The 21,132-nt window shown below is 42.4% G+C and carries 24 protein-coding genes; 22 read left to right on the forward strand and 2 right to left on the reverse strand.

Annotated elements, in window-relative coordinates; translation table 11 throughout:
- The first annotated feature begins 534 nt into the window (after positions 1-534).
- The 11 genes from ACTQWB_RS05285 (at position 535) to rsfS (ending at position 9,174) form a co-directional block, all read left to right on the forward strand.
- Positions 535-2,406: a TIGR03960 family B12-binding radical SAM protein gene (locus ACTQWB_RS05285; RefSeq protein WP_441500816.1), complete on the forward strand. Its 1,872-nt coding sequence runs from the start codon at positions 535-537 to the stop codon at positions 2,404-2,406.
- Positions 2,390-3,100 carry a TIGR03936 family radical SAM-associated protein gene (locus ACTQWB_RS05290; protein ID WP_441500815.1) on the forward strand — a complete coding sequence of 237 codons (711 nt, stop codon included), beginning with the start codon at positions 2,390-2,392 and terminating at the stop codon, positions 3,098-3,100. The genes ACTQWB_RS05285 and ACTQWB_RS05290 overlap by 17 nt, the downstream gene beginning before the upstream one ends.
- Before the next feature lie 264 nt (positions 3,101-3,364).
- The gene (locus tag ACTQWB_RS05295) at positions 3,365-4,597 is read left to right on the forward strand and encodes a ribonuclease E/G (protein WP_441500814.1); all 1,233 of its coding nucleotides are present in this window, start codon (positions 3,365-3,367) and stop codon (positions 4,595-4,597) included.
- Between the two features lie 179 nt (positions 4,598-4,776).
- Positions 4,777-5,082 (forward strand): 50S ribosomal protein L21, encoded by a 306-nt coding sequence (gene rplU / locus ACTQWB_RS05300; RefSeq protein WP_441500813.1) that lies wholly within the window; start codon positions 4,777-4,779, stop codon positions 5,080-5,082.
- A 12-nt stretch (positions 5,083-5,094) separates the two neighbouring features.
- Positions 5,095-5,418, forward strand: coding sequence for a ribosomal-processing cysteine protease Prp (locus ACTQWB_RS05305; protein ID WP_441500812.1), 324 nt, complete (start codon positions 5,095-5,097; stop codon positions 5,416-5,418).
- A 5-nt stretch (positions 5,419-5,423) separates the two neighbouring features.
- Positions 5,424-5,711: a 50S ribosomal protein L27 gene (gene rpmA / locus ACTQWB_RS05310; RefSeq protein ID WP_015542711.1), complete on the forward strand. Its 288-nt coding sequence runs from the start codon at positions 5,424-5,426 to the stop codon at positions 5,709-5,711.
- 67 nt (positions 5,712-5,778) lie between these two features.
- The gene (gene obgE / locus ACTQWB_RS05315) at positions 5,779-7,071 is read left to right on the forward strand and encodes a GTPase ObgE (protein ID WP_441500811.1); all 1,293 of its coding nucleotides are present in this window, start codon (positions 5,779-5,781) and stop codon (positions 7,069-7,071) included.
- 113 nt (positions 7,072-7,184) lie between these two features.
- Positions 7,185-7,478: a ribosome assembly RNA-binding protein YhbY gene (gene yhbY, locus ACTQWB_RS05320; protein ID WP_118580179.1), complete on the forward strand. Its 294-nt coding sequence runs from the start codon at positions 7,185-7,187 to the stop codon at positions 7,476-7,478.
- Between the two features lie 19 nt (positions 7,479-7,497).
- Entirely contained in the window at positions 7,498-8,097 is a 600-nt protein-coding gene (gene nadD / locus ACTQWB_RS05325) for a nicotinate-nucleotide adenylyltransferase (RefSeq protein ID WP_441500902.1), read from the forward strand.
- A 2-nt stretch (positions 8,098-8,099) separates the two neighbouring features.
- Positions 8,100-8,708 (forward strand): bis(5'-nucleosyl)-tetraphosphatase (symmetrical) YqeK, encoded by a 609-nt coding sequence (gene yqeK, locus ACTQWB_RS05330; protein WP_441500810.1) that lies wholly within the window; start codon positions 8,100-8,102, stop codon positions 8,706-8,708.
- Between the two features lie 97 nt (positions 8,709-8,805).
- Positions 8,806-9,174, forward strand: a complete 369-nt coding sequence (gene rsfS / locus ACTQWB_RS05335; RefSeq protein ID WP_441500809.1) for a ribosome silencing factor — start codon at positions 8,806-8,808, stop codon at positions 9,172-9,174.
- Between the two features lie 127 nt (positions 9,175-9,301).
- Here rsfS and lexA read toward each other — a convergent pair whose 3' ends face one another.
- On the reverse strand, positions 9,302-9,922 hold the full coding sequence (gene lexA, locus ACTQWB_RS05340) for a transcriptional repressor LexA (RefSeq protein WP_441500808.1): 621 nt from the start codon (positions 9,920-9,922) through the stop codon (positions 9,302-9,304).
- A 212-nt stretch (positions 9,923-10,134) separates the two neighbouring features.
- On the opposite strand from lexA, the gene ACTQWB_RS05345 reads away from it, so the two are divergent.
- The 11 genes from ACTQWB_RS05345 to ACTQWB_RS05395 all read left to right on the forward strand — a co-directional run bounded on the left by ACTQWB_RS05345 (position 10,135) and on the right by ACTQWB_RS05395 (position 20,572).
- Positions 10,135-11,547, forward strand: a complete 1,413-nt coding sequence (locus tag ACTQWB_RS05345) for an HlyD family efflux transporter periplasmic adaptor subunit (protein ID WP_441500807.1) — start codon at positions 10,135-10,137, stop codon at positions 11,545-11,547.
- 34 nt (positions 11,548-11,581) lie between these two features.
- Positions 11,582-12,277, forward strand: a complete 696-nt coding sequence (locus tag ACTQWB_RS05350; RefSeq protein ID WP_441500806.1) for a YggS family pyridoxal phosphate-dependent enzyme — start codon at positions 11,582-11,584, stop codon at positions 12,275-12,277.
- Between the two features lie 24 nt (positions 12,278-12,301).
- A complete protein-coding gene (locus ACTQWB_RS05355; protein WP_441500805.1) occupies positions 12,302-12,931 on the forward strand; it encodes a cell division protein SepF in 630 nt (209 codons plus the stop codon).
- Between the two features lie 5 nt (positions 12,932-12,936).
- Complete coding sequence (locus ACTQWB_RS05360) at positions 12,937-13,689, forward strand: RNA-binding protein (protein ID WP_441500804.1); 753 nt, start codon at positions 12,937-12,939, stop codon at positions 13,687-13,689.
- Between the two features lie 29 nt (positions 13,690-13,718).
- Positions 13,719-14,810 carry a 3-dehydroquinate synthase gene (gene aroB / locus ACTQWB_RS05365; protein ID WP_441500803.1) on the forward strand — a complete coding sequence of 364 codons (1,092 nt, stop codon included), beginning with the start codon at positions 13,719-13,721 and terminating at the stop codon, positions 14,808-14,810.
- A 6-nt stretch (positions 14,811-14,816) separates the two neighbouring features.
- Positions 14,817-15,359: a signal peptidase II gene (gene lspA / locus ACTQWB_RS05370; protein ID WP_441500802.1), complete on the forward strand. Its 543-nt coding sequence runs from the start codon at positions 14,817-14,819 to the stop codon at positions 15,357-15,359.
- Positions 15,360-15,381: 22 nt separating this feature from the next.
- Positions 15,382-16,296, forward strand: a complete 915-nt coding sequence (locus tag ACTQWB_RS05375; RefSeq protein ID WP_441500801.1) for an RluA family pseudouridine synthase — start codon at positions 15,382-15,384, stop codon at positions 16,294-16,296.
- 95 nt (positions 16,297-16,391) lie between these two features.
- The gene (locus ACTQWB_RS05380) at positions 16,392-17,030 is read left to right on the forward strand and encodes an AAA family ATPase (RefSeq protein WP_441500800.1); all 639 of its coding nucleotides are present in this window, start codon (positions 16,392-16,394) and stop codon (positions 17,028-17,030) included.
- A gap of 289 nt (positions 17,031-17,319) precedes the next feature.
- The gene (locus ACTQWB_RS05385; RefSeq protein WP_441500799.1) at positions 17,320-18,759 is read left to right on the forward strand and encodes an AI-2E family transporter; all 1,440 of its coding nucleotides are present in this window, start codon (positions 17,320-17,322) and stop codon (positions 18,757-18,759) included.
- Between the two features lies 1 nt (position 18,760).
- A complete protein-coding gene (dtd, locus tag ACTQWB_RS05390) occupies positions 18,761-19,207 on the forward strand; it encodes a D-aminoacyl-tRNA deacylase (RefSeq protein WP_441500798.1) in 447 nt (148 codons plus the stop codon).
- Positions 19,208-19,516: 309 nt separating this feature from the next.
- The gene (locus tag ACTQWB_RS05395) at positions 19,517-20,572 is read left to right on the forward strand and encodes a tyrosine-type recombinase/integrase (protein WP_441500797.1); all 1,056 of its coding nucleotides are present in this window, start codon (positions 19,517-19,519) and stop codon (positions 20,570-20,572) included.
- Between the two features lie 132 nt (positions 20,573-20,704).
- Here the strand turns inward: ACTQWB_RS05395 and ACTQWB_RS05400 are convergent, their stop codons facing one another.
- Complete coding sequence (locus ACTQWB_RS05400; protein ID WP_441500796.1) at positions 20,705-21,124, reverse strand: twitching motility protein PilT; 420 nt, start codon at positions 21,122-21,124, stop codon at positions 20,705-20,707.
- Positions 21,125-21,132: the final 8 nt, after the last annotated feature.

The following is a 21,132-nucleotide window of genomic DNA, read 5'->3' on the forward strand; positions in this document are numbered from 1 at the left end:
TATACGAAACACAATATGCTCTATCACCATTTGCAACTAAAAACAGTATCACAAGCTGTTTTTTATCTGTTATGAGTAGTCTGGATTCCTTGGGAACTAACAAAAGCTATTAGAACTATCGAGAAATCTCTCCTTCATAACTCTTACATATCTCATATGTCTGATTTTTTACCAGGATTCTATTTTTTATTAATTTTTCAAAAATACAAGATCTTACGCATCCAATTCTTGAAAGAAAAATCTGTATTAGAAAATAGAATGCAATTTTGCAATTGATTCTTTTGAAACGCTTTTAGAAAAGCTTCCAGAAAACTACGATTTCTCTTGAATTTATGAAATAACCTGTATTATAATAGGATAATTAACGGCATACACCACTATAGAAACAAAAGTGAACATGCTTCACTTTTTGAGTCAAAACAACGCGAAAAATGCGCATCATTTTTTACGTTTATTCAGAAAAAAAGAAATTTGTCTGATGCCAACAGCAAGAAGTTGTTTTGGCAAATATTGACAATTTGCGAAAGGAATATAATGAGAAAATTAGCACTTAGTGACGAAATATTACTCAGTGTTGACAAAGCAGCCCGCTATATCGGCGGGGAGGTCAACTCTGTGATGAAAAATTTAGAGGGGATAGATGTCCGTGTGGCGTTTTGTTTTCCGGATGTCTACGAGATCGGCATGTCCAACCTTGGCATGATGCTTCTATATAATATGTTCAACAAACGTCCCGATGTCTGGTGTGAGCGTGTCTATTCCCCATGGCTTGACCTGGACAAGATTATGCGCGAGCAGCACATCCCCCTGTTTGCCCTGGAGTCCCAGGATCCTGTGAAAGATTTTGATTTTCTCTGCATTACCCTTGGTTATGAAATGTGTTACACCAATGTACTGCAGACTCTGGAGCTTTCCCAGATTCCATTAAAGGCAGCAGACCGCAACGGCGACTGTCCAATCGTGATCGGCGGCGGCGCCTGTGCATACAATCCGGAGCCTCTGGCCGCCTTTTTTGACCTGTTTTATATCGGTGAGGGTGAAACTGTCTATGATGCCCTTTTCGACGCTTATAAGGCTAATAAGGCAGCAGGCGGCAGCAGAGAGGACTTCCTTTTGAAGGCGGCACAGATTCCGGGAATTTATGTTCCTGCATTTTATGATGTCACCTATAAAGAAGATGGCACAATCGCATCCTTTGCCCCGAATCGTCCAGGTGTCCCGGCGAAAGTCCAGAAGCAGCTGATCGTAGACATGGATAAAGGCTATTGCCCGATTGAGAAACCTGTCGTTCCATTTATCAAAGCTACCCAGGACCGTGTCACACTGGAAATCCAGCGCGGCTGTATCCGTGGCTGTCGTTTCTGTCAGGCAGGCATGATCTACAGACCTCTTCGTGAGCGTAATATAGAAGAACTGAAGGAATCTGCAAGAGCTATGCTGAAGAACTCCGGTCATGAGGAAATTTCCCTCAGTTCCCTAAGCTCCAGCGATTATACCCACCTGGAGGAACTGGTAAATTTCCTGATCGATGAGTTTAAATCCGCAGGAGTAAATATCTCCCTGCCATCTCTTCGTATTGATGCCTTTGCTCTGGACGTTATGAGCAAAGTACAGGATATTAAGAAAAGCAGCCTTACCTTTGCCCCGGAAGCCGGTTCCCAGAGACTTCGTGATGTAATTAATAAAGGACTGACAGAAGAGGTAATTCTCCATGGCGCAAAAGAAGCCTTCATCGGTGGCTGGAACCGTGTAAAGCTTTACTTTATGCTTGGTCTCCCGACTGAAACCACAGAAGATATGAAAGGAATTGCCCACCTGGCAGAACGTATCGCTGAGGAATATTACGACACTGTTCCGAAGGAAAAGCGTCATGGAAAAGTCCAGATCGTAGTCAGCACATCTTTCTTTGTGCCGAAACCATTTACCCCATTTCAGTGGGCACCAATGTACACCGAACAGGATTTCATTGACAAGGCAAAAGTGGTAAAAGAAGAAATCCGCGCTCAGCTGAACCAGAAGAGTATCAAGTATAACTGGCATGAGCCGGATGTAACCACCCTGGAAGGCTTCCTTGCAAGAGGCGACCGTCGTGCTTCCGAGGTTATCCTGAAAGCTTATGAAAAGGGCGCTCTTTATGACGCCTGGTCTGAAAGCTTCCAGTATGATATCTGGAAAGAAGCTTTTGCAGAAACTGGTATTGACATTGAATTTTATACACTTCGTGAAAGAAGCACCGATGAAATTCTTCCATGGGATTTCATTGATGCAGGCGTGACCAAAGAATTCCTGATCCGTGAATGGAAGCAGGCGAAGGGTGAAGTAGTTACACCAAACTGCCGCCAGAAATGCGCAGGCTGTGGAGCAAGACGTTATGAAGGAGGCGTATGTTATGAAGGTAAGAATTAAATTTACAAAAGAAGGTCCTATGAAATTCGTAGGACATCTGGATACCATGCGCTACTTCCAGAAAGCCATCCGCAGAGCAGAACTCCCCATCGCTTTTTCCGGTGGCTACAGTCCCCATATGATCATGTCTTTTGCAGCGCCATTAGGTGTTGGTGTCACCAGCACTGGAGAATATTTTGATATGGAGCTCACGGTTACCCTTCCTACTGACGAAATCTGCCAGCGCCTTAATTCCCAGATGGTAGAAGGTGTACGTGTTCTTAGCGCCCGCCAGGTAGAAGATGGGAAAGCAAGCAAAGCAATGTCTTTAGTTGCAGCTGCCGATTATCTGGTAGCGTTCCGCCAGGGAAAAGCTCCTTTAGATGGCTGGCAGTCCAGGATTCCGGAATTTCTACAACAACCAGAGATTCTTGTTACAAAAGAGACGAAAAAAGGAGAAAAACAGGTAGACATCCGTCCATTTATTTATAAAATGGAATTACGTGAAGATGACCAGATTTTTTTAAGCCTTGCCTCTGCCAGTGCCAATTACACCAAACCAGATGCTGTTATGGATGCCTTTGCCAAATGGCTTGGGCAGGAGCTTCCGGAATTTGCCTGCATGATCCACCGTCTGGAAGTGTATGCTGACCTGGGCGATGAGAAAAGACATAAATTTGTACCTCTGGAATCACTTGGCGAAGAAGTTTTCTAATAATCCCAAAGCGGTTCGTGCTTGCACAATATGATCTTTACTTCTAACTCCATCTGATCAGTGACTGTACTGGAGCGTGTTTGAAAAAGGCTTTCCGCAAAATATACCGCAAAATAGGACGTGCAGAGCGCGAAGATAATTTTTCAAACAGGCGCTAGTATGTTTGTTATAGCAGGCACCAGTATCATAAAACAAAACAGCTGTCCTGCGCATAAATGCGCCTACAGCTGCAAAAAATAAAATTCAACAAACAGGTGAATTAATTTGAGCAAATTAGTCATAACTACCATGGAACTTGCGGGAAACAAGTGCTATGTCTGTGCAACAGAAGAGGAAGGGCAGATCATGGAACTTCGTCTGGAAACAGCTTCCCGGCAATCCATCCTTGGAAATATTTATGTTGGACAGGTGGAGAATATTGCCTCCAACATCCAGGCTGCTTTCGTTCTCATTGCGCCTGGCGTACGTGGCTATTTTCCCCTCCAGGAAGCAGCACATGTAATATATGTTTCCGGCAAAGCACCAGGCAGTCCCCTTCGTCCTGGAGACCAGATCCTGGTTCAGGTAAACCGTGATGCTATGAAGGGAAAACTGCCTGCGCTTACTGCCAACTTAAATTTTACCGGCAAATACCTTGTCCTTACCACAGGAGAGAAGAAGTTCGGACTTTCCGGCAAGCTTTCCGGTACAGAACGCCATACCTTATCTTCCTGGCTTGAAGAAGAGACTTCCCGCCCAGATAAAGAGTATGGACTTATCGTACGCACCAATGCCGCACAGGCAGAAAAAGCAGAAATTCTCCAGGAGCTTTCCTATCTGAAATCCCTATACGAAAAAGTAGCAGTTAATGGAAGAAGCCGCACTTGTTTCAGCCTTCTCTATGAAACAGAACCAGTTTACCTCACTGCCCTCAGGGATATTTACAGCGAGACCCTTACAGATATTGTCACAGATGATGCCACTGTTTATCAGCAGATCACAGATTATCTGAAGGAGACAAGTCCTGGGGAAGAATCAAAAATACGTTTTTACCAGGATAAATTACTTCCATTATATAAGCTTACCCGTCTGGAAAGTGCACTGGAAGAAGTCCAGAAAGAAAAAATCTGGCTGAACAGTGGTGGATTTATCGTCATCCAACAGACGGAAGCCTTTGTTTCTATTGATGTAAACAGCGGCAAGTTTACCGGTAAAAAGAAGGCCGAAGAAACTTACCGAAAAATCAATCTGGAAGCAACAAAGGAAATTACCAGACAGCTTCGGCTCCGAAACCTGTCTGGAATCATTCTTATTGATTTTATCAACATGTCAAATCCAGACCACAACGACGAACTTTTTCATGTATTACAGAAGTACCTGCGAAAAGATCCTGTGAAATGTAAAGCGATAGATATTACCCCTCTGCATATTCTGGAGATGACACGAAAGAAAGTCAGAAGACCAGTCATTGAAGAGATCAAGCAAATAAAATCAGGAAATGCACTTTCCGAACAATGAAGTCCTAAAAAGGTTCGTTAAAACAGTTTATTTTTGGTGATTTTTTTACAAAATATTTTCCAAAACCTCTTGACGAAACCAGATCTCCCTGTTATTATAATCAAGTATGCCGCACAAAGAGGTTTAAGAGCCGGAAGGCCACCATATTTGGCGAGTAAAGTCTATAGGAGGTGCCACGAATGTACGCAATTATTGCAACAGGTGGTAAACAGTACAAAGTTGCTGAAGGCGACGTAATCAGAGTTGAGAAGCTCGGAGTTGAAGCTGGTGAAACCGTTACTTTTGATAACGTAATTGCAGTTAGCAATGACGGATTAAAAGTTGGAGAAGATGTTAAGGATGCCAGTGTTACCGCTTCTGTAGTTGAGAACGGAAAGGCTAAAAAAGTCATCGTTTACAAGTACAAGAGAAAAACTGGATATCACAAGAAAAACGGTCACAGACAGCAGTACACCAAAGTTAAAATCGAAAAGATCAACGCTTAATCAGGTGCTGTTATGATCAATATTACAGTTAAGAAGAGAAATGGCTCTTATCTGGATTTTCTGTCCAAAGGACATGCAGGCTATGCCGAAGAAGGGCAGGATATCGTATGTGCCGCTGTATCCGCTTTGATCATCACCACAGTGAATTCACTTGATGAATTTACAGATGAGCAGATCGAAGTCGGCGAAGATGACGGATATGTATCCATCCACTTTAAAACAAATCCTAACACTGAGCGCGGGAAGCTCCTTATGGATTCCCTGATTCTCGGATTAACAGAAATTGAGCATAGTTATAACAATCGATATTTGACAGTAAGAGTCAAGGAGGTGTAACAACAATGATGAAGATGAACCTTCAATTATTCGCACATAAAAAAGGAGTTGGTTCCACAAAGAACGGTCGTGATTCCGAGTCCAAGAGATTAGGTGCGAAGAGAGCAGACGGACAGTTTGTTAAAGCCGGCAACATCCTTTACAGACAGCGCGGAACTAAGATCCATGCAGGCGAGAACGTAGGATGCGGAAAAGACTATACATTATTTGCACTGACCGATGGTGTTGTAAGATTCACCAGAAAAGGCCGCGATAAGAAACAGGTTTCTATCGTACCAGTAGAGGCAGAGTAATTAGTTGAGCAAGAGGCTTCAAATCTATAAAGGTTTGGAGCCTTTTCTTATAAAGTAAAGGAGATTTATGTTCGCAGACAGAGCTACCATTATAATCCGTTCTGGCAAGGGCGGCGACGGCCATGTAAGCTTCCGCAGGGAAAAATATGTACCTGACGGTGGTCCGGATGGCGGCGACGGCGGCAAGGGCGGAGACGTTATTTTTGAGGTAGATGAGGGACAGAATACCCTCGGAGACTACCGCCACAAAAGAAAATATAAAGCGCAGGATGGCCAGGAGGGCGGCAAAAAACGCTGCCACGGAGCCGACGGCGACGATATCATATTAAAAGTACCGGAAGGTACCGTAATCATGGACGCACAGTCCCGTAAGGTAATCGCAGATATGTCTGGTGATAACCGCCGTCAGGTGGTTTTGCGCGGAGGACGCGGTGGTAAGGGAAATCAGCATTACGCTACACCTACCATGCAGGTTCCAAAGTACGCACAGCCAGGACAGCCATTTCAGGAGCTGGAAGTTCTCCTGGAGCTGAAGGTGATCGCAGACGTAGGTCTGGTAGGTTTTCCTAATGTAGGTAAATCCACCTTTCTTTCCCGTGTCACAAATGCAAAACCTAAGATTGCCAACTACCATTTCACAACCTTAAGCCCCAATCTTGGTGTTGTGGATACTGAAAATGGCGGTTTTATCATTGCAGATATCCCTGGACTGATTGAGGGAGCTTCTGAGGGTGTGGGACTTGGTCATGAATTCCTGCGCCATATTGAGCGTACCAGAGTTCTGGTTCATATTGTAGATGCGGCTTCTACCGAGGGTCGAGATCCCATTGATGATATATACAAGATCAATAAAGAGCTGGAAGAATACAATCCTGAGATTGCCAGCCGTCCACAGGTAATTGCAGCCAATAAAGTAGACTGTATTTTTGATGATGGTGAGGAGAATCCTGTAGATAAACTTCGGAAAGAATTTGAGCCAAAAGGAATTAAAGTATATCCCATTTCAGCCGTTACCGGACAGGGCGTGCGGGAGCTTCTTTTCCATATTAAAGAGCTTCTTGACAGCTGTCCGAAGAAGGCAATCGTATTTGAACAGGAATTTTTCCCAGAGGATATGCTGATAAATGAAAGCCTTCCATTCACCGTGGAAATTGACGAAGAAGACCCATCCGTATTTGTTGTAGAAGGACCACGTATTGAGAAAATGCTGGGCTATACGAATCTTGATTCTGAGAAGGGATTTGCCTTCTTCCAACGTTTCTTAAAGGAAGGTGGTATCCTGGAAGAACTGGAAGCAGCTGGCATCCAGGAAGGTGATACCGTCCGCATGTATGGATTTGAATTTGACTATTACAAATAACATGTTTGAGGGATTGTGAAAACAGCGTAGCTGCAAAGCAATCCGTGGCATCGAGTCAGGGACAAAAGATCTTTTGCCCTTAACATCACTATATGCAAATCAGGAGATAAATTATGACAAGTAAGCAAAGAGCATATTTAAAAAGCCTTGCAATGAAAATGGATGCAATCATCCAGCTTGGTAAAGGTGGTCTTACACCAGAGAACACCAAAGCTGTTGACGAGGCACTTGCAGCAAGAGAGCTGATCAAGATCAGTGTACTTCAGAACTGTCTGGAAGATCCGAAAGAGATGGCACAGGTTCTTGCAGAGCGTACCCATTCACAGGTAGTACAGGTAATCGGTAAAAAGATCGTATTATACCGTGAAGGCAAAAAAGAGAAGAAAAAAATTGAGCTTCCAAAATAATCATAAAAAAATCGGGATCATGGGGGGAACCTTTGATCCCATCCATATGGGGCATCTGATCCTGGGTGAACAAAGCTATGAGCAGCTTCACCTTGACAAGGTATTATTTATGCCTTCCGGTAATCCGCCTCATAAGCGTAACCGGACCGGAAGAGCTTCTGATGACCAGCGGGTAGATATGGTACGGCTGGCGATCGAAGATAATCCCCATTTTGAGCTATCTCTTGCAGAAATGCATGAAACCGGGTATACCTATACCTATCGCACTCTGGAAGAGCTTAGAAAACAAAATCCGGATACAGACTATTATTTTATCATTGGGGCCGATTCGCTGTTTACCTTTGAAGAATGGCGGGAACCTGCCCGTATCTGCGCTGCATGTACGCTTGTTGTTGCAGTGCGCGATCACGCTTCCTTTGATGAACTAAACAGGGAAATACAGCGTCTCTCTGTAAAGTATCACGGCCATTTTATTCTTTTGGACACAATGAATATTGACGTATCCAGTCATCAGATCCGCCAATGGGTAACAGAAGAGAAAAGTCTGAAATACTATATTCCGGATAATGTTATCTCTTATATGAAAGAGAATGGAATTTACAGAAAGAAGGAAATCTGACCATGGCAGAATATGATTTTGCTAAAATAGAGAAAAAACTTTCCAAATATCTGGATGAAGATCGTTTCCAGCATACCATGGGAGTTATGTATACCAGTGCATGTCTTGCTATGGTTCATGGTTATGATGTAAAGGATGCACAGGCAGCGGGTCTTCTTCATGACTGTGCAAAGTGCATTCCCAATAAAAAGAAATTAAAAATGTGCAGTGAGCATGATATTCCGGTTTCTGACTTTGAAAGAGAGCATCCATTCCTGCTTCATGCAAGATTAGGAGCCTATATTGCCCATGAAAAATATGGGATTGAGGATCAGGAAATCCTTTCTGCTATCAATTACCATACAACTGGCAGAAAAGAAATGAGCCTTCTTGAAAAGATCATATATATTGCGGATTATATTGAGCCCATGCGCTACAAAGCAAGCCGTCTGCCCCAGATCCGCAAAATTGCTTTTGAAGACCTGGATGAATGTATGTATGAAATTCTGAAAGATACCCTTGAATATCTGGAAGAGGATTCAGCAGAAGATATTGAACCTACATCCAAAGAGGCTTATATTTATTATAAAGAGCTGCATAATAAACGTAGTCCTGTATCTGCGGATAACTAGCAGCTGTTCATGTTCCTGTTGACAGAATAATACTCCGAAGTCCACCGGTGAATTATAATTTACCGGTGCTGATCCATAAAGAAAGGAGCAAATGAAAATGAGTACAGTAACCACAGAAAAAAAGATGGCACAGATTGCCTGCAAAGCAATTGATGATAAAAAAGGACAGGATATCAAGGTAATCGATATCCATAATGTTTCCGTGATCGCAGATTATTTCGTAATCGCAAGCGGCACAAATTCCAATCAGGTTCAGGCAATCGTAGACAATGTCGAAGAACAGCTTGGACGCGCAGGTTTTGAAGCGAAGCAGATTGAGGGAAACCGTAATTCCAGCTGGATTCTTATGGACTACGGCGATGTGATCGTACATGTATTTGATGAAGAAAACAGACTTTTCTATGATCTGGAAAGAATCTGGAGAGATGGAAAAGTGTTGGAAATGGATGAGTTTTTAGAGAAATAAAAGTTCAAAAAAGATAGCGTTCCACCTGCCAAACAGAAGCATTTGCTCTGTTGCAGATTAAAAGCCGTGTAAGCAAAATTCCCCAAAGAGGTCAGACAATGCTTGCACGGCTTTTTCGTATTCAAAATTACTGATAAAAACGCATTACGCCAAATACCTTGCCAAGGATCTGGATCTCACCTGTAATGATGATTGGATCCATAGTGTCATTCTCCGGCTGAAGGCGGTAATAGCCTTTCTCTTTGTAAAAGGTCTTAACCGTGGCGGAATCCTCTACCAGGGCAACTACAATGTCGCCATTGGAAGCAGTAGGCTGCTGCTTCACAAGAACCTGATCCCCGTCAAAGATTCCGGCATTGATCATGCTGTCTCCTTTCACCTTCAGCATAAAGCTCTGCTCGTTCGGCATAAATTCTGAAGGAATAGGAAAATATCCCTCCACATTCTCTACCGCCAGGATAGGCTGACCAGCAGCAACTGTACCTACAAGAGGAACATTAACCACCTCCCGGCGCACCAGATTAAAATTATCGTCAATGATCTCAATGGCTCTTGGCTTGGTAGCATCACGACGGATATAGCCGTTCTTCTCCAGAGCTTCCAGATGGGCATGTACAGATGATGTGGACTTTAAATTTACAGCTTCACAGATTTCCCTCACTGCAGGTGGAAAACCACGGTTCAGAATTTCACTTTTTATGTATTCTAAGATTTCCTGCTGTTTTTTACTGATCTTGCCATATGTCATAAGAGTTCTCCTCCGAAATTCGTTCAACTTTTTTCTATCATACCATATTTTTCTTAATTAAGCAAACAAATATTCTGAAAATATGTTCGTATCCTGTAATTACAGTTCACAGACTTTTCTTCTTGTTTTCCTTGTGCTCAAGGCCAAAAAATGGTACAATTGTTTGGTATGAAAAATTTAGAGCCTGACTCAAAAACAAAGGGGGAAGCTGCTTGTCCGAGAAGAAACCAAACAGACCTGGCAAAATGGCAGGGCTTTTTGTCCAGCTGAAAAAGATATTCGGACTGAATATTGCCACCGTTGCTTTTGGTGTATTGTTATTATATATGATTTTTACTGCAGTCCTGCTTGTTACATCCACACATATTGAATCTTACCAGGTAACCACCGGGCCTTTGTCCAGAAACGAGACATACACTGGTATCTCCTTGCGGGAGGAAAGTGTTTTTAAGGCAGAATCCTCCGGTTATGTGAATTATTATGCAAGAGAGGGAAGCAAGATCAATGCCGGTGGTGCTGTTTATGGATTAAGCTCCGGCAAGATTGCCGAGACAGTTACCGCTCTGACCCCGGAAGAGCTTTCCAGGATCCGTAATTCCATGCAGAGTTTTTCCAAAAGCTTTTCTGCCAGTAAGTTTAATAATACTTATAGCTTTAAGAACCAGCTGGAAGGAAGTATTCTCCAGTATGAGGGGATTTCCACTGATGGCAATGCCGATTCCCAGGTAGTCACCATCAGCGGCCAGAATATCTGCAAGGCACAGGATGATGGCATTATTCTGTATTCTATGGATGGATATGAAAATAAAACTATTGACAATCTTACAGCAGAGGATTTTGACCAGACATCTTATCACGAAACAGATCTGAAAACAGCCGAAAAAGTGCAGACTGGAGATAATATTTACACCAATATCACCAGTGAGCTTTGGAGCCTGGTCATTCCCTTAAGTGATAAACAGGCAGCCAAGCTGGAGGGACGATCTACTATCCGTGTGAAATTTCTTAAGGATGATATGACGCAGAGTGGTGATTTTTCCATTATAAAAATCGACGGGGCCAAATATGGCAAAATTGATTTCAGCCGCGGCCTGATCCGTTATGCCTCTGACCGTTTTCTTGACATTGAGCTGGTTACAAACACTGTAACCGGTCTGAAGATTCCACTGTCTGCAATCGAGTTCAAAGATTTTTATGTGATTCCGGCAGAATACGCTACCACAGATCCAGAGAGTGGAAATGTAGGTTTCAATAAAGTTTCCAGGGATTCTGACGGCAATAATGTGAGGACTTTTATCAATGCCAGGATTTACGGCCAGGTAAAAGCAGAGTCTGATGATTCTGAAAATGAAGCCTACAATTATTATGTAGATAAAAGTGCTTTTAAAGAGGGAGACGCTATCATAAAAGATGATTCCAATCAGCGTTTTATTGTAGGCGAGACAGACTCCCTTGAGGGTGTTTACTGTATCAATCAGGGATATGCCGTATTCCGCCAGGTTGATATACTGGATCAGAATGAAGAATATGCGATCATCTCCAGCAGTACCTCCTACGGACTTTCCAGGTATGACCGCATTGCAAGAGATTCTTCCCAGGTTAAAGAACAGGATATTCTCTATTAAAAATATAGATTTATAATTTTAAGGAGGCTTATAAATGTTAGCTGAAAATTTACAGCAGGTAAACACAAATATTGAAAAAGCCTGTGCCGCAGTTTCACGTGATCCAGGGGAAGTTACCCTGGTCGCTGTAAGCAAGACCAAGCCTGTATCCATGCTTCAGGAAGCATATGATGCCGGCGCACGTGTTTTTGGAGAAAACAAGGTGCAGGAGATCATGGATAAATATGACCAGCTGCCATCCGACATCCAGTGGCATATGATCGGTCATCTGCAGCGAAATAAAGTGAAATACATCATTGATAAAGTTGCTATGATCCACTCTGTAGATTCCCTGCGGCTCGCCCAGACCATTGAACAGGAAGCCGCAAAAAAGGATCTGATTATGCCGGTTCTCCTGGAGGTAAATGTAGCGGAAGAGGAAAGTAAATTCGGATTAAAAATAAATGAAGTTCTTCCTCTTTTGCAGGAAATCAGCACATTTTCCCATATAAAAGTAATGGGACTTATGACAATTGCCCCATTTGTGGAGAATCCAGAAGAAAATCGTGAAGTTTTTCGCACATTAAAGAAATTAAGTGTTGACATTGGCGCCAAAAACATTAATAATGTTAATATGAGTGTTTTGAGTATGGGCATGACTGGAGATTATCAGGTTGCTGTCCAGGAAGGCTCGACCATGGTACGTGTGGGCACCGGAATTTTTGGTGAACGAAATTACGCCACATGTTAAGAAGACGAAGATTGGAGATTAAAAATGAGCGTTTTTGATAAATTATTGGACTCTATTAAACTGAATGATGATGATTATGACGAAGATAGCTATTTAGATGAAGATCTGATGGATGATGACGAAGATGGTGATTTTCTTGATGATGACCTGATGGACGATAAGCCTAAGAAGAAATTCTTCGAGAAATTTGGCCGTAAGAAAGAAGAGACTGCCGCAGAAGATGATGACTTTGAAGAGGAGCCTGTACATACAGCAGCACCGAAGGCCACTGCCAAGGCACCAGTGAAACAGCCGGCAGAGAAGCAGCGTCCTGCAGCATCTTCCAAGATTACTCCTATGCGAAGCAGTCGTCGTGCCAATCAGGCTTCTTCAATGGAAGTTTGTGTGATCAAACCAGCATCCATGGAAGATACCCGTGAAATTGCAGATACACTTCTTGATAATGCCACTGTAATCCTGAATCTGGAGGGAATTGATGTAGAACTTGCCCAGCGTATTATTGATTTTGCCTCTGGCGCATGTTATTCCCTGAATGGTTCCCTTCAGAAGATTTCCAGTTATATCTTCGTACTTGGTCCGTCTTCTGTTGATATTACAGGTGATCTCCAGAATATTCTTGGTGGAGCCACACCATCTGTAAGGGCTGGATATTAATTTTTATGGATAAGGATGAATTTTTACTTAAGAGAATCCGGGAGCTGGCAAATCTCTCTTACCAGAGAGAGATTGTCACCTTTACGGATTTTCTTAACTTAAACGAACAAAATATGCTTAGTACCCTGAAGCTTCGTCAGCTGGGCGTTATTGTGAAATTGTATGGAGGGTATGAGCACGCTGAACGGCAGATGGCAGCTTTTTATCCAGATGATCTTGGCTTTTCCTGGGAATATCCGATTGACTGTCTCAAAATAGAGCCTAAAGCGCTTCGCTTTTCTGAAGAGCTTGGACACAGAGATTATCTTGGGGCAATCTTAAACCTTGGAGTTGACCGCAGTGTGGTTGGGGATATCCTGATCAAAGATAAAGAAGCCTGGTTTTTCTGTCTCCACAAAATGTCCGATTTCTTTATAGAAAATCTTGTACGGGTGAAGCATACTACCGTACTGGTTTCCAGGGTAGAGCAGGCTGAAGAGATTCCAGAACCAGAATTTGAAACCATAAATGGCACCTGCGCATCTGTCCGGCTGGATGCACTGATCGGACTTGCTTTCCAGACTTCACGGAGCAGTATGGTATCTTTTATTGAAAACGGCCTTGTATTTGTAAATGGTAAACTGATCACTTCCAATGGATACGAGCCTAAAGAAGGAGATATTATATCTGTCCGGGGAAAAGGACGTTTTATCTATGATGGTGTTTCCAGGCAGACGAAGAAAGGACGCCTGGGTGTTCACCTTAGGAAATATGTATAATCAATCATATATCGGGAGAAATTTTAACTATGGCAGAAGAAAAATTACTTGTAAAACGGGATGGGGATTTCTGTTATCCTATTTATTTTGAAAATGACTTTTCATTCCTTGCACAGGCTCTTAAAGACGAAGGACTTGCAGGAAAAAGCATGTGTATTGTTTCAGATTCCACAGTAGCACCTCTTTATGCGAAACAGGTCGAGGCAGAGCTTTTAAAAGTAACAGATCGTGTATGTCAGTTCACGTTTCCCGCAGGGGAAGCACACAAAAATCTGGACACGGTACAGGATCTCTTCCAGTGTCTTATTGAAAATGCCCTGGATAGAAAGAGCCTGGTTGTTGCCCTTGGCGGCGGAGTAACCGGTGATCTGTCTGGATTTGGTGCCGCTGCTTATCTTCGTGGAATTGATTTTATCCAGATCCCCACTACACTTCTGGCTCAGGTTGACAGCAGTGTAGGCGGTAAAACAGGGGTTGATTTCCGACAGTACAAAAATATGGTAGGTGCTTTTCATCAGCCCCGTCTGGTTTATATGAACATGAGTACGCTGCAGACCCTTCCAGAGCGTGAATTTGGCTGTGGAATGGGCGAAATCCTAAAGACTGGTCTGATCTGCGATAAAGAGTTTTTCGACTTTGTATGCGCCAATCACGAGGTTATACGCACTATGGATCCTGGCATGCTTGCAGTTATGATCCGCAGATGCTGTGCCATCAAGGCAGGCGTTGTGGAACGGGATCCCAAAGAACAAGGCGAGCGTGCCCTTCTTAACCTTGGACACACCATAGGACATGCGGTAGAGAAATTAATGGATTTTAAACTTCTTCATGGACAATGTGTAGGAATCGGTCTTGTAGCAGCTGCCGCGATTTCCAGAGAAAGAGGCCTGCTCACAGATACCGAATATCAGCAGATCTGTCAGGGACTGGAGGCTTATCATCTGCCTTTATCTGTTGAGGGCCTTTCCCCAGAGGATATTCTGGCAGCTACAAAAAAAGACAAAAAAATGGAACAGGGACAGATTAAATTTATTCTTATGGATGGTCTCGGAAAGAGCTTCATTGACAAAACCGTCACAGATCAGGAGCTTCTTACCGGAATTCATGCGATCTGCAGGTAACCTTTTATGCCAAACACTACATCAGCCAATCGCCCTTATAAACAGTTGAAAGCACCTGCTATAAAGGGTATTTCACTTATATTTTTCCTGGTGCTTCTTGACCAGTGTACGAAATGGCTTGCGATCCGATATCTGAAAGGTAATTCTGGCGTTTCCCTTATCGACCAGGTTCTGGTGTTCCGCTATCTGGAAAACCGCGGCATGGCATTCGGGCTTCTCCAGAATAAAGTTTTTTTTCTGGTACTGATCTGCCTGCTATTTTTCGCTGCAATCCTGTATCTTTTTTTTAAAACGCCTGCCACGGTTTATTACCGGCCGCTGCTTTTTACAGCGGCGGTAGTATTTTCCGGTGCCATGGGCAATTTTATTGACCGTGTTTTCCGGGGATATGTAGTAGATTTTATTTATTTTTCCCTGATTGATTTCCCTACTTTTAACGTAGCAGATGTTTATGTAACATGTGGCATTGTCGCTCTGGTTTTTCTTTTGTTTTTCTATTACAAAGATGAGGATTTTGATTTCCTTAAGCCAGGGAAGAAAGTGTCCTAATAGAGAGGAGCTATACCATAATATGGAACTGTTGGAATTTACAGCAGCCGCTGATGAGGCAGGGGTTCGTATAGACCGCTGCCTTTCTGATAAATATGAGAATCTTTCCCGTTCCTACCTTCAGAAATTATTAAAGGAACAGGGCATTACTGTCAATGGAAAAACAATAAAAGCAAATTATAAAATACAGGAAAAGGATCTGGTACAGATTTCCCTTCCGGATCTGTCTGAGCCGGACATTCTGCCAGAAAATATTCCCCTGGATATCTTATACGAAGATGAGGATGTACTGGTCGTCAACAAGCCCAAGGGTATGGTAGTTCATCCTGCCAATGGACACACCAGTGGAACCCTGGTAAATGCTATTATGTACCACTGCCAGGGAAATCTGTCTGGAATTAATGGTGTCATGCGTCCTGGAATTGTCCACCGGATCGATAAAGATACTACAGGCGCCCTTCTGGTGTGTAAAAATGACACAGCCCACCGTGATCTGGCGCAGCAGCTGAAGGAGCATACAATCAAACGCCGCTACCGGGCTATTGTAGCCGGTAATCTTAAGGAAGATGAGGGTACAGTTGAAGGACCTATTGGACGCCATCCCATCGACCGAAAAAAAATGGCGATCAATTACAAAAACGGAAAAGATGCTATCACCCATTATAAAGTACTTGAGCGCTTCGGCAATGCCACTTATATTGAATGCCGTCTGGAGACTGGCCGTACCCACCAGATCCGTGTTCATATGACAAGCCTTGGTCATCCCCTTCTGGGAGATGAAATCTATGGTTCTGGCAGGAATCCTTATCATCTGCAAGGACAGACTCTCCATGCCATGGTACTTGGCTTTGTCCATCCCCGAACAGGAGAGTATATGGAATTTTCCGCTCCTTTGCCAGAATATTTTCTTGATTTGTTAGAAAAATTAAGAAAATAGTTGTCATTTTACCTTGATGTAGTGTATAATAGTGTTACAAAATATTCTGTGAAATGCCATTCACAGTTAAGGAATTACAGAAGGGAGTGGCAGATATGAACAATACAACAAGTTCAATTATTACCATCGGACGTGAATACGGAAGTGCCGGCAGACAGATCGGTCAGGAAGTAGCGAAATATTTCGGAATCAAATGCTACGACAAGGAGCTTCTGGAGCATGCAGCAAATGACAGCGGTATTTGCAAAGAGTTATTTGAGAATCACGATGAGAAGCCCACAAACAGCTTCCTGTATTCTCTTGTAATGGATACGTATTCTTTTGGCTATTCTTCTGCGGGATTTACAGACATGCCTATGAACCATAAGGTTTTCCTTGCCCAGTTTGAAGCAATCAAGAAGCTGGCAGGAGAGGGACCTTGCGTTATGGTGGGCCGTTGTGCGGATTATGCCCTTGCAGATAATAAAGATTGCTTTAGCGTTTTTATCCATGCAGATCTTGACTGGAGAATCAGACGTATCGCAGGCAAATACAATAAGACTCCTAAGGAAGCCAAGGATATGATCACTAAGACAGATAAGAGCCGTGCAAGCTATTATAATTACTACACCAATAAGAAATGGGGCGCAGCAGCAGGCTACAGTCTCAGTGTAGACAGTGGTGTGCTTGGAATCGAAGGTGCTGCACAGGCGATCATCAATACCGTACATATTTTTGATGAACTGAAGAAATAAACCATAGAAACCAGACAGATTTCCCTCTGTCTGACAGGAGAAATCGTATATAACATGAACAGAGTCCTCTTTTTACTTCGGAAATATAATTTTCGGTAGAGCATAAAGAGGACTCTTTTTATATAAAAGATAACAATTTATATTTTTTTAATAAGACAGTATTGGAAAACTGTGTTATAATAATATGACATCAGGAGCAAAAATCCTGTTACGATATCCTATTATACAATCATTGAAGAAATGGTAATCACAAATAACTTCTAATGTTTCAGGAGGTCAATATTACAATATGAAATTACGCTGGGACAATCAACATGTTCGATGGGGAATCACAGCCTTTCTTGTGATCGCAGCCAGTATGCTTTTTTACTATGGTGTTTTCCATATGCGGACCCTGATCACAGGTATTAAAACATTTCTGGGGATTCTGACACCGATCATTTATGGTGTAGTGATTGCGTTTTTGCTAACACCTATATTAAATTTTTTTGAAAAAAAGATTATTTATCCACTTCTTGCAAAGAAGCAGATATCAGTAGGCTCCAAAGGGCGTAAAGCAATCCGCTGGGCCTGCGTGATCCTGTGCATGTTTCTTTTTCTGGCACTTATTTATGCCCTCATCATGATGGTACTGCCAGAACTGATCCGAAGTGTTATGAACCTGATCTACAGTTTCCCATCTTATGTGAAGGTCATACAGAAATGGCTGGAATCTTTTATTGAAAGATGGAATCTGAACAGTGATGCCCTGGATACCTTAAATCAGTCCATTGTCACAGCCCAGGATTACTTAACCAAAAATATTCTTCCACAGATGCAGGAAATGCTAAAAAATATTTCCGCCGGAGTTTTTGAGCTGATCAATTTCCTTAAGAACTTCCTGATCGGAGCCATTGTGTCCCTTTATCTGATGGCAGATAAAGAGGGCTTTACCGCCAAGGCGAAAATGCTCACATATGCTGTTTTTAATACTCAGCATGCTAATTTTATTATTCATTCCATGCGCTTTACCAATAAAACATTTATTGGCTTTTTCACTGGAAAGATCCTGGATTCCGCCATTATTGGGGTTTTGTGCTATATTGGCATGAGTATTTTGAATATGCCGTATACACTTTTGATCAGTGTCATCATCGGCGTGACAAATGTAATTCCTTTTTTTGGACCTTACCTTGGAGCCATTCCAAGTATTTTCCTGATTTTATTAGTAGATCCTTTACAGGCAATCTATTTTGCGATATTTATCCTGATCCTCCAGCAGTTTGACGGCAATATCCTTGGCCCGAAGATTCTGGGAGAATCTACAGGACTTTCCAGTTTTCTGGTCATTGTAGCTATCCTCATCGGTGGCGGCATTTTCGGAATTCCTGGTATGATCATCGGCGTACCTGTATTTGCAGTTCTTTATGCAGCTTTGGATAAACTGGTGCATATCAGTCTGATTTACAAAAAGGTGCCGGACGAAGAGCAGAAGTATACCAACATTGACTGTCTCGACCCAGAGACACACGAACCTCTTCTTTTCCCAGAAGAGGAACCAAAGAAAAGAGAAATACCACGACGGACTGCAATGCTGGAATTTACCCTTACTTTGTTAAAGACCATCCAGAAAATCCTGATTACGATCTGGACATTCATAAAGAAATATTCAATGATAATTTATCAAAAAGTCAGACAATTAGTGGAAGAGTATCAGCAAAAACGAAATAGCAAAAAGGACGGAAATTAACATGAGACTTTTAATACAGCGCGTAAACCATGCCAGCGTAAAGGTAGATGGCGAAACCATCGGAAGCATTGGAAAAGGATTTCTTGTGCTGGTTGGTGTCGGCCAGAATGATACCCGTGAAATTGCCGACAAATATCTGAAAAAGATGCTTGGACTTCGTATTTTTGAAGATGAAAATGGCAAAACAAACCTTTCCCTGGCCGATGTACAAGGTGAGCTTTTGATGGTTTCACAATTTACCTTGTATGCAAATTGCAAGAAAGGTAACCGGCCAAGCTTTATAGAGGCAGGCGCACCAGATCAGGCAAATGAGCTTTATGAATATATGCTTAAGGAAGCCGCAAAGGTTGTTCCGGTTGTCCAGCACGGCGTGTTTGGTGCTGATATGAAGGTTTCCCTGGAAAACGATGGCCCATTTACCGTGATGCTGGATGAATCCATTATGTAATAAACTTCTAATGTAAGTGAGCTGTAAATGAACAAAGCAAATATAAGTGAACGAACAGTTGGAAAGTTTCATTAGGAAAATCGCCGGAAAAAGCCAGAAGAAGTGGCTGATCCGGCGTTATATCCCTCATCTAAATCTATACGACAAACCCGAGTTTTTCATATAGATAGATCCGAGACGAAGCCACTTCCCTGGATTATCTTTATTTAGAGCTATTTTCCAGGATCATCCTTGTTTTTTATGTTTTTCAGCTATACCAGATTTTATCTAAAATATTATTATGATACCGCAATTTATAAGGAGATTTTTATGGATAAAAAAGTTACCTATCATGAACAGACAGACATTGAAAATACTTTGCGTCTCCGTGATGTGCTGAAAACCTTACCTCCATTTTGTAAGGATTTCTTTCGTGCCATTGAACCACGTACAACAACAAAGACAAGAATTTCTTATGCTTATGACATCCGGATTTTCTTTCAATTTCTCCTTGAGCAAAATCCTGCTTTCAAGGACTGGTCTATGGATGCATTTACCGTTGACATCCTGGATCAGATCACCGCTCTTGATCTTGAAGAATACGAAGAATATCTGAAGGTATATCAGGCTGGGGATAAAACGGAAACAAACGGCGAACGTGGCCTGAAACGGAAAATGTCATCCCTTCGAAGCTTTTATGCTTATTATTTCAAGCGGGAAATGATCCATACAAATCCAACCGTTCTTGTAGATGTTCCAAAAATCCACCAGAAAAGCATTATTCGTCTGGAGGCCGATGAAGTTGCTATGCTTCTGGATTATATCGAGCATGGCGGCGACGATCTTACCGGTCAGAAAAAAGTATATTATGAAAAGACTAAAGACCGCGATCTCGCTCTCGTTACTCTCCTGCTCGGAACGGGCGTTCGTGTTTCTGAATGTGTAGGCCTTGACATTGAAGATGTGGATTTTAAAAACAATGGGATCAAGGTAACCCGAAAAGGCGGAAATGAAATGGTCGTCTATTTTGGCCCTGAAGTGGAAAAAGCTTTAAAAAACTATCTGGAAGTTCGCAAAAATATTACTCCTGTGGAAGGTCATGAACACGCTCTCTTCTATTCTACCCAGCGCAAACGAATCGGGGTACAGGCAGTGGAAAATCTGGTCAAAAAGTATGCCAGACAAGTTACCACCACCAAAAAGATCACTCCACATAAGCTGCGTAGTACATATGGAACTGCCCTTTACCAGGAAACAGGCGATATTTACCTTGTAGCGGACGTTTTAGGACATAAAGACGTCAATACTACCAAGAAGCATTACGCTGCCTTAGATGACTCCAGACGGCGTCAGGCAGCCACTGCCGTAAAGCTTCGTGAAGACTAAAGCGTGTTTGAAAAAGGCTCTGGTTTAAAAAGGACATGACCTGCTATCAAGTCATGTCCTTATGTATCTTTTTGATGTACTTTTGTTTTGGTTTTACTGAATTTTATAGCTGCAATATCATATCATCTTAGATTATAATGCTACTGCAATCTTATCCTGTAATACTTCTGGCAACTCTTCTTTATCAAGAGAAATACTTACAACTACAGAAATGCCATATTTTTCGCTGATCTTGTCAAGCTGCTCCAGAGTATCTGTAACGTCTGCATCTTCCAGCTTGGAAACCTTAAGGAAGCTGTCCAGATAAATCTGCTCAAGATCGTGATCCTGGGAAATAATACCGCAGATAAAACCAACAAACTCGTCAGCATTTTTCAATGGATAAGAGGAAACGTCAATAAGACGTACCTTATTGTTAAGCTCATACATGTGCTTGGTACTCTTGTCAAGATAAACAATGCTTCCGTTAGCTTCTTTCACTGCATTGTTTACTCTGTCTAAGAGCACTTTTGTTTTGCCTTTGCCTTTCTTTCCTACGATCAGTTCAACCATGATGTTTT

Origin of the sequence: Blautia sp. HCP3S3_H10_2 (genome assembly GCF_052122375.1) — a bacterium.
Classification (GTDB): domain Bacteria; phylum Bacillota; class Clostridia; order Lachnospirales; family Lachnospiraceae; genus Blautia_A.